Annotated in this window: 17 protein-coding genes; 2 read left to right on the top strand and 15 right to left on the bottom strand. The window is 35.6% G+C overall.

The features are described 5' to 3' along the window. Nucleotides 1-7: 7 nt before the first annotated feature. The 15 genes from ABC382_RS03320 to ABC382_RS03250 all read right to left on the bottom strand — a co-directional run bounded on the left by ABC382_RS03320 (nt 8) and on the right by ABC382_RS03250 (nt 15,683). On the bottom strand, nt 8-493 hold the full coding sequence (locus ABC382_RS03320) for a GyrI-like domain-containing protein (protein ID WP_322610805.1): 486 nt from the start codon (nt 491-493) through the stop codon (nt 8-10). A 369-nt stretch (nt 494-862) separates the two neighbouring features. Continuing rightward, nucleotides 863-3,115 carry a poly(ethylene terephthalate) hydrolase family protein gene (locus ABC382_RS03315; protein WP_322610804.1) on the bottom strand — a complete coding sequence of 751 codons (2,253 nt, stop codon included), beginning with the start codon at nt 3,113-3,115 and terminating at the stop codon, nt 863-865. Nucleotides 3,116-3,237: 122 nt separating this feature from the next. Then, nucleotides 3,238-4,395, bottom strand: a complete 1,158-nt coding sequence (locus ABC382_RS03310) for a sensor histidine kinase (protein WP_322610803.1) — start codon at nt 4,393-4,395, stop codon at nt 3,238-3,240. Next, nucleotides 4,392-5,105: a response regulator transcription factor gene (locus ABC382_RS03305; protein ID WP_322610802.1), complete on the bottom strand. Its 714-nt coding sequence runs from the start codon at nt 5,103-5,105 to the stop codon at nt 4,392-4,394. The genes ABC382_RS03310 and ABC382_RS03305 overlap by 4 nt, the downstream gene beginning before the upstream one ends. A 583-nt stretch (nt 5,106-5,688) precedes the next feature. Then, entirely contained in the window at nt 5,689-6,162 is a 474-nt protein-coding gene (locus ABC382_RS03300) for a flavin reductase family protein (RefSeq protein ID WP_412927250.1), read from the bottom strand. Nucleotides 6,163-6,243: 81 nt separating this feature from the next. Then, nucleotides 6,244-7,572, bottom strand: coding sequence for an MFS transporter (locus tag ABC382_RS03295; protein ID WP_322610801.1), 1,329 nt, complete (start codon nt 7,570-7,572; stop codon nt 6,244-6,246). Nucleotides 7,573-7,624: 52 nt separating this feature from the next. Continuing rightward, on the bottom strand, nt 7,625-8,491 hold the full coding sequence (locus tag ABC382_RS03290; RefSeq protein WP_322610800.1) for an FAD synthetase family protein: 867 nt from the start codon (nt 8,489-8,491) through the stop codon (nt 7,625-7,627). A 139-nt stretch (nt 8,492-8,630) separates the two neighbouring features. Then, complete coding sequence (locus ABC382_RS03285; RefSeq protein ID WP_322605167.1) at nt 8,631-9,347, bottom strand: cupin domain-containing protein; 717 nt, start codon at nt 9,345-9,347, stop codon at nt 8,631-8,633. Nucleotide 9,348: 1 nt separating this feature from the next. Then, nucleotides 9,349-10,023 carry a DUF2848 family protein gene (locus tag ABC382_RS03280; protein ID WP_274797329.1) on the bottom strand — a complete coding sequence of 225 codons (675 nt, stop codon included), beginning with the start codon at nt 10,021-10,023 and terminating at the stop codon, nt 9,349-9,351. After that, nucleotides 10,023-10,814, bottom strand: coding sequence for a carbon-nitrogen family hydrolase (locus ABC382_RS03275; RefSeq protein ID WP_322610799.1), 792 nt, complete (start codon nt 10,812-10,814; stop codon nt 10,023-10,025). Before ABC382_RS03275 ends, ABC382_RS03280 begins: the two co-directional genes overlap by 1 nt. A 28-nt stretch (nt 10,815-10,842) precedes the next feature. Then, nucleotides 10,843-12,309: a 4-hydroxyphenylacetate 3-hydroxylase family protein gene (locus ABC382_RS03270; RefSeq protein WP_274793179.1), complete on the bottom strand. Its 1,467-nt coding sequence runs from the start codon at nt 12,307-12,309 to the stop codon at nt 10,843-10,845. 272 nt (nt 12,310-12,581) lie between these two features. After that, nucleotides 12,582-13,253, bottom strand: a complete 672-nt coding sequence (locus ABC382_RS03265; RefSeq protein ID WP_274793180.1) for a GntR family transcriptional regulator — start codon at nt 13,251-13,253, stop codon at nt 12,582-12,584. Nucleotides 13,254-13,528: 275 nt separating this feature from the next. Next, the gene (locus tag ABC382_RS03260; protein ID WP_322610796.1) at nt 13,529-14,527 is read right to left on the bottom strand and encodes an NADP-dependent oxidoreductase; all 999 of its coding nucleotides are present in this window, start codon (nt 14,525-14,527) and stop codon (nt 13,529-13,531) included. Nucleotides 14,528-14,553: 26 nt separating this feature from the next. Further along, a complete protein-coding gene (locus tag ABC382_RS03255; RefSeq protein WP_312506689.1) occupies nt 14,554-14,889 on the bottom strand; it encodes an ArsR/SmtB family transcription factor in 336 nt (111 codons plus the stop codon). Nucleotides 14,890-15,086: 197 nt separating this feature from the next. After that, nucleotides 15,087-15,683 (bottom strand): SCO family protein, encoded by a 597-nt coding sequence (locus tag ABC382_RS03250; RefSeq protein WP_274793183.1) that lies wholly within the window; start codon nt 15,681-15,683, stop codon nt 15,087-15,089. Nucleotides 15,684-16,268: 585 nt separating this feature from the next. On the opposite strand from ABC382_RS03250, the gene ABC382_RS03245 reads away from it, so the two are divergent. Further along, nucleotides 16,269-16,607, top strand: coding sequence for a DUF485 domain-containing protein (locus tag ABC382_RS03245; protein WP_322610795.1), 339 nt, complete (start codon nt 16,269-16,271; stop codon nt 16,605-16,607). Next, complete coding sequence (locus ABC382_RS03240; RefSeq protein WP_274793185.1) at nt 16,604-18,157, top strand: solute symporter family protein; 1,554 nt, start codon at nt 16,604-16,606, stop codon at nt 18,155-18,157. The genes ABC382_RS03245 and ABC382_RS03240 overlap by 4 nt, the downstream gene beginning before the upstream one ends. Nucleotides 18,158-18,310: the final 153 nt, after the last annotated feature.

Genomic DNA, 18,310 nt, shown 5'->3' with positions numbered 1-18,310 from the left:
GAAAACACTATTTTTTTACAATCGGTATATAAATATCAAAATGTGGATCGTTCGGATCTTGATCAACTGGATAATGTTCATGCTTAATCGGCATGTAAGGATCAGAGTAATCTACACCAGCTTCTCTATATGCGGTATAGTCGCTATCAACTAACCAGTGATGTAAGTCCGTATAGGTTTTTTGAATATCTTCTCCTTTGTTATGTGTTGTCTTCACATACGTCCATTCAGGAACCGATATTTCAATCATTCCCTCAGGAATTTCCTGCTCCTCACTCACTTCATACACCGCGTAATGTGTGAATCCATTGTCAATTACATGATAAGACAAACCTAATTGAATAGTAGGATTCACCCTATTCTCTAGCTCATCGGCACGGTCTTGAACTTGTTGAATGATATTTTTTAAATGAGGTACAATTTCAGAGAACGTTCCCTCCCATTTTAATCCTACTGCCCGATAGGCTGGTAATGTTATAATTTGATAACTCAAGTTATCTACCTCCCTTTCCCTTAAGTAATAATAATTACTTCAAATATATAGAAATTTCACAACTATGTTTTTCATCATATGACTAGATTGATTATTTCATTTTTATTAGTGAAACCACGTATTTAATAGTAGGTATGTTATCATGCCTAGCCTTCGGTTTTTACATACAAAATCAATATTGGATTAAGTACGATATTGTTTGTATATGGCTTAACAATATGACTATCCGTATAATCATTTCTACTCCTAATGTATTCTTGCATACTTTCCATATCCCTGTCCTTGAAAACACTCATCAATCATAAATCTATATATCTAAATATTAGAAATCAATATTTTATCTAACTTAATCTAAATTTCAAATTCACATCATTTTTCATTTCTAAAACCAATATTATTTATTAAAACCGTCCCCTGCTTCGTTAAATTAAATTGAAAATGTATTTTTTTCAATTTCAAAGAATCAAACTGAGGATTCATGTCTTTAAAATCATTTAATAAAAAATCGTAATGCTGAAATACCGGCTCTGAAATATTGCCTAAATTAGAAAAAGGTTTTTTAAGCACTCTTCCCTTTACTGCTGGTGTTAATTTGGAAATATGATGAAGAGGCAGACTTGCTTTATTACCGTCGCTATCTTCTACAGTGATTGTAAAATCAATCAGCGTCTCTTTTTTTATTTCCTTTCCATCCTTTGCATCATTTGCGACTGAAAATACTATAGAATCATTTTTCTGTATCTCAATCCCTCTATTAGGTAGTGTCACTGTATAAGAAGCTGGAGGAGAGTCATTAGATTCCCAACCTAAATGAACAGCGCTGTAATCGGCCTCTTTTAATTTCATTTTGACTTTTTCTTCTTTCCACTCCTTTAAATTTTCACCTGACAGTTTTCCGTCTGGGACAGTGGTTGTGTTTAGATCAATATCCTCATTATACGTAGCAATTAAAGATGTTTGCGAATCGTAGTAATTATTAATATATAGCGTGTCAGGAAGCCACTCTTTAGCATAACCTAAATCTTTAAATATCTCTTTGTATTGTTTCTTTTCTTTCAACGTACTATCTAGAAAAGCAGATATCAATACTTTAGCGATAGTTTCTTGATGATCGCGCGGTATAATTTGTTTTAGATTATATAGTAGGTTAGCCGTACCAGGTAAATCGCCTCGTCCCCATTCTTCATTAAATTGACCATGATTAGCGCCGTAAATATAGACAGAAGCACTCATATAATCTTGTTTATCGGTATAAGAAATACGATATTGCTGGTTAGAACTATCAAAGCCATTAACATCCATATCATGAGCCCCTTGCAGCGCTAAATAATTTAAATTCTCTAGCGGAAGTAGTTTCCCTGATGGTAAGAATTGTCCATCAGTACCAGCAAGGGAAATAAGCGATCGTATATTGAAGTTATAATCAAATTGAATATTTCCGTTATTAGGAGGGTGTTGCATTTTATTAAAAGCAGCGGCAATTGCGATTGCTTCTCCGCCTCTGGAATGCCCTATCAAGGCAATTTGTTCCATATCCACCTTTTGATAAAATAGATTATTTTTAGTGCTGTTCCATTCTTTCCACGTCTGTAAATGTTCCAATAATAATAAACCTCTTGCTGGATTCTCATTCACTAGTGGACTGACCAAAAACATATCATTGTAGGGAGAAACATTAAGAAAATTCTCATCTATAGATACAACAATATACCCTCTACTCGCAAGAAGGTTAGCTAAATATTCGTAACCTGTATCAGAGTAATCAGTCATTAAATGGTTTCCATGAACAATCAATACTAAAGGAAAGTCTCCTTTCCCCTCTGGGTACCATACATGACCATTTAACGGCATTGTATCAGGTCCAAAACCAAGTGTTCTCGTACGAATAGAAGACCACTTTTCTACAAAATCGCTAGCATCTACAGTTTTAGTTAATAAAGAATTTTTTTGGTTAAATTCTTCCCGATAAGTGTTCGGACTACCGTAAGTGAGCTTCTTAACTGGATAGCTGCCTGGTTTCGCTGGGTTATGAAGCAAGACATTGTCATACCGATCCGATGTTTTCAGCTGCTTTAAAATAACCTCTGGAGCGTTGGCTTCTCCAGGATGAATGAGCCAATAGCCCCATACACCTATCCCAATAGTCAGCACAAGTAACCAAGTGAGTACGCTAATTTTTTTATTTCTTTTTACATTTCTGTAACTGCCCTTCAACCATTTGTATAGTAGTCCACCCCATAAGGAAACGGCAACTGCTACAAATAGAATAAATGGGATTGCTACATTCAAAGGGCCGATAAAGCAGAACAAGAGAAATATAAGTGAACTAAACAGTACCCATATATAACGACTAGGAATTATTTTGACTCCATGTAATAAGAGAGTAATAACCCCACTTAAAAGTGCTACGAATAAAATAAATATAAGGATTCCAATAGTGTTGTCTAATAAGCTACGCTGATCTAATAAAAATTTACCTTGAATCAAAATTAAAAGAATTGCCAAAGTACTTAAAGCAATAGCTGCACCATTCCAACCAAATGACAATGGCTCTATACGCTTTCGTTTTTCATTTAACTTTCTAACAAAATATGTGAGTTTCCTTTTTTTAAATTCTACCAATTTTTCATCCTCCTACCTACAATCTAAAAACTCTATTGTAGGTTATAGGAATACTCTTTCCACCTGCTTTCATCTTTCTTTCAATAACCTTACATTTATGCATGTATATTTAGAAAAATAAATTAGTTGGGAGTTAGAACATTTTGAGGTAAGAAGATTGTGAAACTCGTCCCACCATTCGATGTCAGCGTAATATTTCCACTATGTTTTTCGATAACTTGTTTGGCAATCGCTAGCCCTAACCCTGTACCACCATCGCTCTTGCGCGATGGATCTCCACGAACAAACGCTTCAAATATGTTTTCTATAATTGCTTTTGGAATGCCGACCCCGTCATCTTGAATATGAATTTCAATACCTTTTACCGTTGTTAAAAGCTTCAATTGTACGGTTGTACCTGGCGGGTTATATTTTAATGCATTCGTGAGAATATTAGATATAGCTCGGTATAACCATGTGTAGTTAAATGGAAAATTGATTTCACCTTTAGGGATATCAAATTGAAAAATAAAATTTTTTTCTGAAAATACTTCATAATATTCTGCAGCGATTTGTCTCGTAAATTCAGCTATATCAGCTATTTGAACATTAAAAGGATACTGAGGGCTATCTAGTTTAGATAAAGTAAAAATGTCGTCAATAAGTATTGATAAGAGCTCTGCTTTGTCAGAGATTAAGCGTAAAATTCGTTGCCGTCGCTCGTCTTCATTAATTAGCCCCAATTCTATTGCTTCTATATAACCTCTAATTGTGGTAATCGGTGTCTTTAGATCATGAGAGAGGTCAACAAGCATACGATGCTTGCTCTCCTCTAGGCGTTGCTTTTCCTTCTCCAATCGTTCTAGTTGTTCTGCCATGATGTTAAAATCGCCTTGAATTTGTGCAAGTTCATAACTTGCTTTAAAGTTTAGTCGCTTATTGTATTGACCACGAGCAATATCCTGGATACCATCTGCAATTGAACGAAGAGGTGTGGTAAGCCTTGATGCCGTCCATTTCCCAAAAATATACACAGTAATCGTTAGTAAAGTGATAAAGAGAAGAAGCGTTTGCAAGAGCATGTTGTAAAAGACCTGTTCGTGGTTTTGATTATCCTGTCGATCCATAGTGTTAACCGCTTTAGATAGGACAATATCGTTTTCATGAGCGGTGTCCGTAAAATAATTAAGAATCTGCTCATTTAATATAAACAATGAAAAGGCAGCAATAAGTGCGATTATTATAAAAAAATAACTATATGTAACAATTAACATACGCTGAAGTCTATTCTTTGATTTCATGGAGTCAGCTCATCTTTCTTGGCAAAACGATAACCAAGGCCGCGAATGGTTTTTATATATACTGGTTTCCTTGGACACTCTTCAATCTTTTCGCGAATTCTGCTGATTTGAACCATAATTGCATTGTCATCTGCAATATAATACTCATTCCATGCACGTTCAAAAATTTGTTTTTTTGTAAAGACACGTCCTGGTTCACTCATCAAAAGTTTTAACAGTTCGTATTCTCGAGCACTGAGTGGAATCGGTTTGTCTTTGATATATAACACACATTCGCGATGGGACAAAAGTAAATGTCCTAACTTTAGTTGAGAGGATTGTTGAGTAGAAAATGAATCATTAAATTCATAAAACCTCCGCAACTGTGCTTGTATTCTAGCAACCACTTCTAAAGGGCTAAATGGTTTAGAAATATAATCATCTGCTCCTAATTTCAGCCCTGTTATTTTATCGTAGTCTTGGTTTTTGGCCGATAGTAAAATAACCGGGATTTTATATTCTTGACGAATCATTTTTAGTAGTTCGTAACCATCGATGATTGGCATCATTATATCAATAATGGCAAGATCAATTGCTTGATTTTTCAACTGATCGAAAGCAGTTTTGCCATCTAACGCTTCTAATGTAATATACCCTTCAGCATTTAAGTAAAGTTTCAACAAGTCTACAATATTAGGATCATCATCAACTATCATTATCGTTTTGACCATAGTCCATCCTCCTTCACATATCCTCTAATGTATTCTATTGCCCAATCTTCAATTCCTTTTAGATCTGTAAATTATAAGGTAAATTTAAGATCTAAATTTCCTTTCTGTATAGATATTGAGTTACTTATCTGAAATTAAGAGGAAACTAGAAAATGTACTTTTTTATGGTGCATATGGAAAAAGTGGAGATATTTTTACCAACACCTTAAAATATACCAACATCACGTTTTGTTATAGCCGGAAGTGCTTGAACATATTTTAAAAATTACCTAAAAATAAGGGTTTGAAATGTTTTTTCACCATCAATCAACCACACCTCAGAACAGTTTTTATAATAGAGGGGTACCTTCTCGACTTCTCTTACTTTGTAACGTACCTTAACCATTGTTATCACTCCTACTCGTATTGTGATGTGATTTTATCAACCTTAGGATTGAATAAAAACATCCATAACTATAGCAATTAAGCAGTCCATTTTCCAACTTGAAAAAGGAAAAGTTTAAAACAAGATAAAACCATCGTTCGAACAAATAATGCTCAAACGATGGTTTCGATTTTTTATTGGAAGATGTTTAACAGATGGTTATAAGCTTATTGGCTGACTAACTTTGCTGTATTTGCCTTCAAAGAACGCAAGAGGTGCGCCATCATTAGTCACAATATCCGTTACTTCCCCAATAAAGAGTGTATGATCTCCAGCTATTTGTTTGCTATGGACATTACATACGATGCTAGCTAATGCATTTTTAATAATAGGTAGTTCATTTACCCAATCAAAATCAATCGCACGCTCTTCTTTTATTTGTCCTGCAAAATGCATCGATAGATCTTTTTGTTCCTCTGATAAAATGTTAACTGTAAATTTTCCTGTAGTATTAATTTTATCTAGCATTTTTGCTTTTTCACCAATGGATATTAAGACCAGTTTAGGGTCAAGCGAAACGGACATAAATGCATTAGCCGTCATACCGTGTGCTTCCCCATCCATAACTGTTGTAATAACTGTCACCCCAGTAGCAAATTTCCCCATTGCATTTCTAAATGTTCTATCGTCCATCATATGATTTCCTCCTCAAAATTTTTCGTATTTTAACCTTCTTAAATAATTAAATATTCAGACTATTGATCGTGGATTCTGTTATTTAACAACTAGTTCTTTCTGTGGTAGTGATTGATCTACTAGGCTCTCCTCCATCACTTGCGTTTTACGTAAAAATGTTACAGAGATAAAAGAAGCTACAGAAAGGATCGCAATAAATAAAGCGAGTGGCATCCAAGAGTTATGATAAGTACTTAGTAAAACTGTAGCAATCATAGGTGCAGTTCCGCCAAACAATGCGGACCCTGCTTGATAACCAAGTGTAATGCCTGTATACCCAACATTTGTACTGAACATCTCTGTAAACATGGTGCCAATGATACTGGCAATGGAAGACCAGAGAATTCCTAAACCTATAATGGAAGCGGCATAAGCCCAAAATGTTGATTGTGTTGATAATAAATAATAGTAAGGGAAAGAAAAGACTGCGATTCCAGCTGCTCCCATCATGAAAAGGCGCTTACGCCCCAATACATCTGATATTTTCCCCATGATTGGAATACAAAGTGTCGTCACAATGGTTGCAACAGTTATAATGTTTAATGCGGTAGTCCTCGAAAAGCCTATGTGCTCTGTTGCATAGGAGATAAAAAAGGTTGTGAAAAGATAGAATGGACCTACTTCCACACATTTTGCCCCCAATGAAATGAAGACGGCTTTCCAATGGTAACGTATTGTTTCAAAAAGCGGAACCTTTACCACATTACCTTTTTGCTTTTCTTCACTGAATGCTGATGTTTCTTCTATGCCACGGCGTATCCAAAAACCAGTAATTACCAGAACTGCACTTAGTAGAAAAGGCAGTCTCCAGCCCCACGAAAGGAATTGAGCCTCTGGTAGTAAACTGACGATTGAAATAGCCGTTGTACCAAGTAACATACCAAGAGGAATTCCCATCGCGGGGAAACTGCCATAGAAACCTCTCTTTTGTTTTGGTGCATTTTCTACTGCTAAGAGAACAGCTCCTCCCCATTCTCCACCCACTGCAATACCTTGAAGAAGTCTTAAAAACACAAGCAGAATAGGTGCAAAAATTCCAATTGTACTATAGGTTGGGAGCAAGCCTATACATACTGTGGATATGCCCATTAATAGTAATGAAACGACAAGGGTATTTTTCCTTCCGAACTTATCACCCATATGACTAAAAATCAGGCCGCCAAGAGGTCGAATAAAAAATGTGACACCAAAGGATGCATAAGCGAGTAACAAACTTACATACGGATCATGGCTTGGGAAAAACAATTTATTGAAAACAAGTGCTGCCACAGTACCATAAAGAAAGAAATCGTAAAATTCAATGGTACTGCCTACTAAACTAGCAAATAATACTTTTCGGGAACTTGCAGTTGATTTTTCATTTCCCATTCATCACATTCCCCCAACTATTTGATTTTTAATACCATTTTGTAGTTAAACTTTAATTCCAAATAGGGATACTATCCATATAAGCGACCTTGTTAAAAAATTTTACAGTCATTTCTTGATGATTTCCCTCTTTTAGCCTATCTAGTTTATTACTATTCAGTTCTACCCTGGAATCATTGGAGCCACTATGTTTTAAAAAGCCTTGAATGGTTCTATCTCCATAAGCTATTTCAACTTTATACAAGCCTGGTTTTGGCATCACATATTTCTCTTGAATATGAAACTCCATACTATTCAACTGCTGACAGATAAACAGATCTTTTGGGTAATGGGAGCTTCCCTTTATTTCATAATGCTTTCCTAAGTAATAGGGAACTAAGTGAACATCACCTTCACTTATTAATTCTCTAATCAACGTTGAGCTTATCTTGTTATCATTCGTAATTCTTTTGGGGATGACCGTTACATCAAAGGGATTGGATAAACTAGCCTTTCGAAAAAAATCTACATTTCCTTGCGCTTTACAACCAAAGGTAAAGTCAAAACCCGCGACAACATGTGTAGCATGGAGATTGATTATATATTGATTAATAAATTCACTTGCAGGAAGTGAAGCGAAAAGCAATGTGAATTCCATTACCAAAACTCTATCAACACCGAATTGAGACATTTCTTCAAGTTTAGAAGATAACGGGGTAATATATTTTCTATCTGTTTCACATTTAATAATTTCACTAGGATGAGGATGAAAAGTCATTACTGACAATTTTAACTTTTTTTTATTAGCTACTTTCTTTGCTTGCTGTAATAAATATTGGTGACCTAAATGAACGCCATCGAAAAAACCTAAAGCCATCACATGTGGTTCTTGAATGGCAACATGCCCGTTCAATGGATGTGTTAAATACAAAACTTCCACTTTGCTTCACCTTCCTTACAAGTTATATAAATGTATACTGTACTGTGTATACATTAAAGGACAATAAAAAGTGTAGGTGTTGACCAGAGGCATTTTAGATGAGATTCTTCACCCCATCTAATTAGCTTCTCTTCTATGCTTACTCTTTATTTGAGTAGTAGCGAACTTCAAAAATTTTGCAGCCATTTGGTGATTTCCAAGGTCCATGCTCCATGCCAGGAGGTCGACATGCTACCATACCAGCTGAAAATTCCTCATTCAGGCGTAAGTCGATTAAGGATCCTTCGATAATGTATAATTCTTCCCAGAAATCATGAACTTGTACACCATCTGGGGAAGTGTCTGCCCCTGCACCTAGTTCAAGAATACGTGTTGCTACTTCAGTACCTGGAATTTGTGCGATAATTCGTTGTGAGGAGCCTTCTACCGTTTTTGAAGGAATAGCCTCAAACGTTTTATAGTCAACAAATTCATGCTCTTCTTTCTCCTGATTCGCATAATAACGAACCTCGAAAATTTTACAGCCGTTTGGTGATTTCCACGGACCATGCTCCATTCCAGGTGGACGACATGCTACCATACCAGCTGAAAATTCCTTATTCAGGCGTAAATCAATTAACGACCCTTCCATAATATATAACTCTTCCCAGAAATCATGAACTTGTACGCCATCTGGGGACGTATCTACCCCTGCGCCTAATTCCAGAATACGTGTTGCCACTTCAGTACCCGGAATCTTTGCGATAATTCGTTGTGAGGAGCCTTCTACCGTTTTTGAAGCAACTGTCTCAAACGTTTTATAATTAACAAATTCATGCTCTGGTTTAATAAGCACATCAATATCTGGTTTTCCCATGTCAAACGACCTCCGCATCTGCTAAAATATGAACCTTGTAATCTAATTCGATTTTTCGGTCAGTTAAACGATCATATAATTCTGCTGAAAAACCGTCACCGTATATAAATTCTCCAGTAACAATTGGTAAGGTGCCACAAAATATCATCATATCCTCACAATAATATCCACGGTCTTCAATAATAGTTAGTAAATCTTTTGGATGTAGGAACTCACCAAGTGTTCCCGTTTGATATTCCTGTTTCACGCCATTCACCAGCATCCAACTTCTCATTTCAATGTCATCCCAGCGACTTGCAATGTCATCCAGTAACCAAAATTGTGATGAAATAGGCTTGCTGCAAACCTGTTTGGATTTTTGGATGGAGACTTTTTCAAGCTCACGATCCGTGTGATCACTGCCTAGTCCTACATACCATTGTCCTTTCACATTCATAATAACGACTTCAGCCTCACCACTACTCGTTTCTTTGACTACTGAAATAGCTGAGCTTGTCGTAATAAGATCTGTTGAAACATCGTAAATCATCGGCACTTGAGGTGGTGCTGGAACGCCAATCGCTTTTAATTCATCAATATGTTTTTTTACAGATGCCTGATCTTTTCCTGTATAGCCAGCAATAAGCAGGCGTTTAGGTGTAACCTCCATGCTCTTTCCTGAAACGATAATATTCATCAAATGTACTCCTCCTGTCTGTCTAAAACTCGATGCTTTAAATTAGGGAAAACATCACGAATGTGCGCAATTTGAGAAGGATCAATTTCTGTTTTTACAATCGTTTCTTCATCTCCTCCACTTGCCATTACAATTCCCCAAGGATCGACCACTTGACTATGTCCGCCTAAATGAACGCCATGCGTATTGCCTACACAATTACTCGAAATTAAGAAACATTGATTTTCTAATGCTCGAGCTGTATTAAATATTTTCCAATGCTCTAATCTAGCATGTGGCCAAGCGGATGTAACAAGAAGTAGCTCTGCTCCTAAATCTACCTGTTCACGATATAATTCAGGGAATCGTAAATCATAGCAAGTTGATAATCCAACCTTCCCAAAATCTGTATCAACTACAGTGATTTCATTACCTCTAGTAAGGATTTTCCCTTCATGGGAACCGTAGCGGAATAGGTGAATTTTTCTATACGTGCCTATTAGGTCCCCATCAGGAGAAAATAGAACACTTGTGTTATAAAATTTTCCATTATTTCTTTCTATGAAACTGCCTGCAAAAAGATAGGATTGAACTTCTTTTGCCTTTGAAGAGAATCGTTGGACAAAATCTCCATTTATTTCCTCTGATTCATCAACATATCGATCAAATGCAAAGTATCCCGTAGCCCATGTTTCAGGTAGCACAATTAAATCTTGACCTTTTAACTTATCAATCATGGATTCCACACGATCTATACGGGCGATTTTAGATTCATTCTCTTTAATCTCCATTTGGATGGAAGCAATCTTCATATTTTCAACCTCCTTTTCTCAATATTTCCTAAACTAGTTCCTCGACTTGAGTAGGAAGAGAATAACTTTCTAAAAATGTTTCCACCATTTTTACTGGCTCTTCATAGCCGTAATTTCTAAATGCGTAGCCTTTCGTTACAAATGGTGCTCCATTATAGAACAATTCGTATTGTTGATGTCTACCACCAAATTCTGAACCAATAATGTCCCATACTAACTTAAATAATTTGATTCTCTCTTCCGCACCAACCCCTGTTGAACGGATATATTGGTATATATCATCTTTCGTATCAGGATTGATCATTTCTTTATATGAGGAAGGCAATTGTAAAACACCTCCACCACAAAGCTCTCTTAAAATTCGAATAGTAGATGCATAAATAATATCCTGCTGACCAACTACACCATAAAGGAAACGTGGATCTGGTCGAGCTACCCCATTTTTATCAATCGTACAATTATATTCTGAAGCTAATAAATTACCTTCTACAGATGCTGCAATAGATGCTAATTCACCTAGCTTTTCTTGAACAGAAGGGATTTTATCAATACCATTCATTGCTGTCACTTTACGTGCTGCACCAATTAAAAACTTTAATTTGTTACTAAATCTAATTTGTGCTTGATTATTGCCTAAAACGTGAGCTGGTGTTTCATGGAACTGGGCCCTTACAATATCAATATTTTTGTAGACAAAAATATGTGACCATGGAATAAATACATCATCAAAAACAACTAACGAATCGCTTTCATCAAAGCGAGAAGACAAAGGATAATCAAATGTGCTTGGTGATTTTTCAGCGTAACTAGGTCTCGCATAAAATTTCAACCCTTTTGCATTAATCGGTAAGACAAAGGATAAAGCATAGTCTTCATCACCAGGACGTAGTGGCGTAAGACAGCTTACAAATAAGTAATCTGATACGGCTGAAGCTGTACCAAGCATTTGAGAGCCTCTTACTACAATTCCATCCTCTTTTTCTTCATAAACGCCTACAGGGAGGTATTTATCTTCTAGCTCATGAGCTGCTTTACTTCGGTCAATTTGTGGTGGAATGATAACATAGGTTACATATAAATCATGATCTCGAACATGTTTATAGAAATTTAACACATTTTCTCCAAAACCTTTTCCCCCACGTTCAAATACTTCTGGTGAACTGGCAAATGAAGCTAAAAAACTAGCGACATGGTCTGGACTTCTGCCAACAAATCCACAAGTTGCTTCAGACCATTTAGAAATGGCCAATCTACGTTCCTTTAATTCCTCACGACTTTTGGGAATCATATAGATTTTATTTGCTAGCGTTCCATCCTCAGTTTTATAAAGCATATTTTGTGATTCATCTAATGCTAAATCGTATAAACCAGCAATTGTATTTGTAATTCCTTTAAAAGCAGGATGAGTCGCTACATCTCTCACTCTTTCTCCATTTATGTAGATCGCTCTATCATCTTTCAATGCTTGTAAATACTCTTGACTTGTTCTAACCATCTTTCATTCCTCCCAATGTGTTAACTATATAGATGTTAAAGAGACAATCTTTCAGACAATCAATACCCCCATCAAGTATTTTGTATACTGTATTGTGTATACATTGATTCCTGAAATAATTCTAAAAATTACAATAATTTAATATAGACTTCACCGCAAGCGCTTTCAATAAAATAAAAAATAGGATTAGATATTCCCTAATTGAATAATTTGAAGTGACTCTAGTCAGTAGTAACTTCCTTTAACACCTCCCTTCAAAGCATTAATGGCTATTAGGAATTATCCATAACCATTAACGTTTCTTTCGTCTTTTCTAAATGATGTAAAATCATTTCAGAAGCTGCGTCAGGATTTTTTTCCTCTATAGCTTGAATAATTTGTTGGTGTTCCTCTAGCACACTTTTCATTCGTCCTGGCTGCCTAACAGCTCTTAAACCCATAAGCTGTGTTAGATTATGAAGATTCGTCAGCATTTGTTCCATAATAGTAAATTTAGCTAACTTTGTAAGTGATAGATGGAATTCATGGTCGAGTCCAATAAAACGAATCGCATCATCATTTTGCAGCGCCTCTTCCTGTTGCTCCACAATGAGCTTTAGTGATTTTAATTGATCAGGAGATGTAATAATCTGTATTAGTTTTTTTACTGCCTCTACCTCAATTGCACTTCTTAATAAAAAGACTTCCTTTTGTTCATCCTCGGTTAGTTTTTTCACAGTCATTCCTTTTCTTGGAACAGAAACAAGTAAGCCTTCCTTTATCAAGTCTTGAAGAGCAGCTCTTACCGGCGTTCTTGACGTATTTAATTTTTCAGCTAATTGAACTTCTGTAAAAATTTCATCACTAGTTATACCACCGTATAAAATAGCTTTTTTAATTTCTTTATACACTTTGTCCTGTGTTGTTTTTTCTTTTTCAATCGGCTTTAATTGTGCCCCTTCCATAATAATCCATCCTTTTTATTAAGTCTTTACCATACGAAATTAAAAAATTGAATTTATATGAATGGTTTAAACTCTTTATGTTTTATGTATACATAATACAAAATACGATTATCATAAGTCAACATCATTTTTTGTTTTTTCAGAAATTTCTGGGCAAGTGAAGCCATATCATAAAGAAAGCCCTTCTCTAGCCTACATATGTTCTAATAAACAATTAACAACGTAAACCGTGAAGGGCATGTTTGTACAAACGAAACATTTGCTAGAACATGATATTATTTAATTTTTACTATGATCTTCCCTTTAGCTCTACCAGATTCCGCATATTTCATAGCCTTTTCTGCTTCTTCAAATGAAAAAGTTCTATCAATAACTGGTTTGATGCTACCAGACTCAATCAAATCAGCAATAATACGCAATTGATCGCCACTTGGCTTCATAAATAAAAATGAGTATTGAGCATGATGTTTCTTTTCCAGTGCAGTCAGCTTACGACTTGCTGCTGAAAATAACAAGGTTTTCCACCATCCTGAACCATATTCCTTGGCGAAGCGGGCATTTGGCCTGCCTGATACGGTTACAATATTTCCACCATTCTTAATAATTTTGAAAGACTTTTCTAGTGTCTTTCCTCCAAGCGTATCAAAGACAGCATCGTAATTTTTTAAAATAGCTTCAAAGTTTTCTTTCTTATAATTTATCACTTTATCTGCACCTAACGAGGTCACTAAATTGGCACCAGCTTCACTTGCCGTTGTAGCAACTGTGGCACCCATTGCTTTTGCCAGTTGAATTGCAAATGTTCCAACACCACCAGAGCCAGCATGAATTAATATCTTTTGACCTTTTTGTAATTGCATGATGTCATGTAAGGCTTGGTATGAGGTTAATCCTACTAGTGGAATCGAAGCAGCTTCTTCAAAGCTCAAATTTTTAGGCTTTAGGGCGATATCACCTTCATGAATGGAGATATATTCTGCAAAGGTACCAATTTTACTTTTCCTTGGGCGCGCATATATTTCATCCCCAACTTTAAAACGAGTTACTTTTTTGCCTACTTTTACAATAACACCGGAAAAATCATTGCCAAGGATAAGAGGCATTTTATATTGTATTAACAGCCTCACCTTTCCATCACGTATTTTGAAATCAATTGGATTAATACTAGCTGCATGAATTTCAGCGAGTACCTCATATTCATTAATTTCAGGTGTAGGCATTTCTGCCAACCTCATTGGGGCTTTACCATATCGATCAATCACCATTGCTTTCATTGTTTATTCCTCCAAATCATCTATCGTCAATAATATTCCGTTAACAATGTCTCGATATCTAAGACAAGATTTTTTAATAACCCTAATTTTGTACGTATATCTATATAATAAAAATTTTTTGTACCTTCTTTTCGCATTAAAATAACACCAGCATCTCGTAAAATCTTTAAATGATGTGACACAGCGGGTCGAGAAAGATGTGTTTGTTCCGTGATTTCTCCTACACGCAATCCAGTTTGACAATCTGTTCCCATTAAAACCAATAAAATTGATTGTCGGGTTTCATCACCAATCGCCAATAGAACCTTTTGACAATTCATAAAGTCGTCCTTAATCATGGAAAGCTGGTCCTGTTTATTCATGTATTTCGAAGCCTCCTTTATTTCATTAGTTCAATAGTTTAAGTTAATGAACGATAACTGAAAACAACACTATCGTAATGGTGTACTCTTTGCAATATTGAGAAAGAAAATCGAGACGAATCAAAGTGAGAAGGTCAATAACTTATACTCTTCCCTTATGACAATAAAAAAACACAGAAGTCACATGGACCTCTGCGTTATTTGCTTTCCTTAATAAGAGCTTTCATATCTCCAACAATAGTTTCTACTGGTACGTTTGTCGCGCCATCATAGTCTTTGACAACTGTGCCGTCTGCGTTTACTAAATAATAGTTTGACATATGTATGACTTGGTCTGAGTTAGGATCATTTTTAACTAATGAATTGAATGATTTACGTGCGAATTGTTCAATAAATTTTTGTTGATAGCCTGTTAACAACTGCCATTTGCTGTCATCCACAACATTATACGTATTTAAGTAATTCGTTAATACTTCTGGCTTATCCACTTCTGGATCTACACTAAAGGCGACAATTTGATAATCCTCTAAACCCTCATCCTGAAGTGCCTGTTGGACCTCTGTCATATTAAATGTCATTGGCGGACAAATGGTCGTACAGTTTGTAAAAATAAACATGGCTAACCACGGTTTTCCCTTCAGATCATCGAGGCGTACTTGTTCATTTTTTTGATTGGTTACTGTAAAATCTTGAACCTCAAGATTTAATGTTGGCTCAAACTTGTAACCTCCGCAAGCAGCTAAAATACTACTTAAGGCTAAAACTAAAACTAGCAGTATACTTTTCTTTTTCATTTGAGTTGCCCCACTTCCCTTCATTTCATCACCTTATTTTATTCATAATACAAGCTAAATACAAGATAATGAACTTACTTACAGATCGCTTTTTGTGTAACCTGTGAACATTAACTTTTTTTGGTATATTATCATGTGAAATTTTTAAAACAAAACTTATTTTTAAAAAAATTTTTTAGAAGTTTTTTTATTATTTTTTGTTATTTCCCAAGGCATCAGATAATTGTTATATAACACAATTATCCACCTTTAGATCCTATGCAAAATTTAATCTTAAAATAATATAAAACACAATATTCTCTTTTAGGTTATTATTTTCTTCTACATTCACCTTTATTAACAACAAACTATTTTAATAATATTATTTCAATAAAAATTCATTCTCTCTTTTATACATTTATTTTCTAACAATTCCTTATTATTTCTACATTATTTCCTATGATTCAAAGTGACTAAAAATTATAAAAACTCAAAATTTAGTATTGCATTATAAGATTCTCCCTCATAAAATAAGTGAATATAACGACGAACGAAAAAGAAATATGTCGTTTGAAACAGAAATATATAACTTTAGGGGGAATAATAATGGTGAACGTTTCAACAAAAAAACAGGCTCAGTCTATTGATTATCATGCAATAGAGGCAATGGAATCGTTTAATAGCTTTGTGAAAAAGAAAAATACGTTTCTTTTCTCGATTACTGCAGTGTTTCTAATCCTTTATATCTTGCTACCGATCCTTGCCTTCCAGCCTGTACTACAACAAAAATTCTTCGGAAATATCACGGGTGTATGGGTATATTCCGCAGGCTTATTTATCATGACCATTGTGCTTTGTACAGTATATGTAAAAAAAGCGGCTTCATTCGATAAAGCTGTAGCTGCTGTGCTCGAAGAATATCATGCGAAGGGAGAAAATAAATGAACATTGTATCTATTGGCTTCTTTCTAGCTATTGTCGGCTTAACACTTGTTGTTACTTATATTGCAGCAAAGCGTACGTCCTCTGCAGCTGATTTCTATACAGCTGGTGGTGGTTTAAAGGGGTGGCAAAATGGCTTTGCGATTGCTGGTGACTATTTATCTGCCGCAGCTTTCCTTGGGGTGTCTGGTGCGATTGCCTTAACAGGTTTTGATGGTTTCTTCTTCTCTGTAGGCTATGTAGTGGCAAATTTAGTGCTACTTTATGTCATTGCTGAGCCTATGCGTAATTTAGGACGCTATACATTAGCAGATATGTTAACGGCTCGTTTTAATGAAAAACGTATCCGTGGTGTAGCTGCGTCAGGCACTATTATTATTGTCATTCTTTATATGATTGCACAGCTAGTAGGTGCCGGTGCATTAATTAAACTATTGTTTGGAATTGAGTACTGGATTGCTGTGTTAATTGTCGGCGTTATGATGACAACTTATGTTTTGTTTGGTGGAATGACTGCGACTTCTTGGGTACAAATCATTAAAGCAAGCTTATTATTATTTGGGACAGGTCTTTTAGCCGTATTAGTATTAGTGAAATTTGACTTCTCTCTTATGAAAATGTTTGACACAATTGCCGTAGATCATGGTGAGGAATTCCTTGTACCCGGAATAAAATACACAAGTACTATTGATTCTGTTTCTATGATGATGGCTTTAGTTTTAGGAACATCTGGCTTACCTCATATTTTAATGCGTTTCTTTACAGTCAAGGATGCCAAGACAGCACGTGCATCAATTTCTTGGACAACTTGGATTACAGCTATTTTCTTCTCATTAACGATTTTCCTAGGGTTTGGTGCATTAAACTTTGTTGGGCTTGATCAAATTCTTGCTGAAAGTAAGGCTGGTAACACGGCTGCCCCACTACTTGCCCATTATTTAGGTGGCGATGTATTGATGGCATTTATCGGTGCCGTAGCGTTTGCGACTATTTTAGCCGTTGTTTCAGGTTTAGTGTTAACTGGGGCGTCTGCGATATCTCATGATATTTATGGAGAAATCATGAAAGGAGGTAAATTAACAGAAAAGCAACAAGTGGTAGCTGCCCGTACTGGCTCCATTTCGATTGCCATTGTATCTATAATTCTTGCATTATTCGCTCAAAGCTTAAATGTTTCATTCTTAGTGTCCTTTGCCTTTTGTATCGGTGCTTCAGCCAATCTACCTGTTATCCTTTATACAATCTATTGGAAGAAATTTAATTCTACAGGCGCTGTAACGGCAATGGTAACAGGATTAGTATCTTGTTTAATTTTAGGAGCGATGGGACCAAATGTGTGGAGCCCAGTTGAAGGTGCTGCAATCTTTGTAGGACAACCACTTGTCCCACTTGCGGTTCCAGCTATCATTACCATTCCTCTAGGCTTTGTTGCTGGATATCTAGGTACAGTTCTTTCTTCAAGTAAAGTACCACAGGAAGAGGCAGAACGTATTTATAAAGAAATTCGCGTGAAAGCGAATACGGGTGTGTCCGTATCGGACATTTCTCATTAATATTTATACACCTCTCTTATAATGAATCTCAATTCAAAAAATGCAAAAAAATAGGCAAAAAATTCGATTTTTGGTCGAGTTTTTCGCCTTTTTTTGTTATTCGATATCTACCAATTTATTTATTGAACAATACTATTCCTCTTCCAAAAAACA

The sequence above is a fragment of the Lysinibacillus phoenicis genome (assembly GCF_047238325.1).
GTDB classification, from domain to species: domain Bacteria; phylum Bacillota; class Bacilli; order Bacillales_A; family Planococcaceae; genus Lysinibacillus; species Lysinibacillus irui.
Note: the sequence above shows the minus strand (reverse complement) of the source record. Positions and strands in the feature narration are given on the sequence as shown.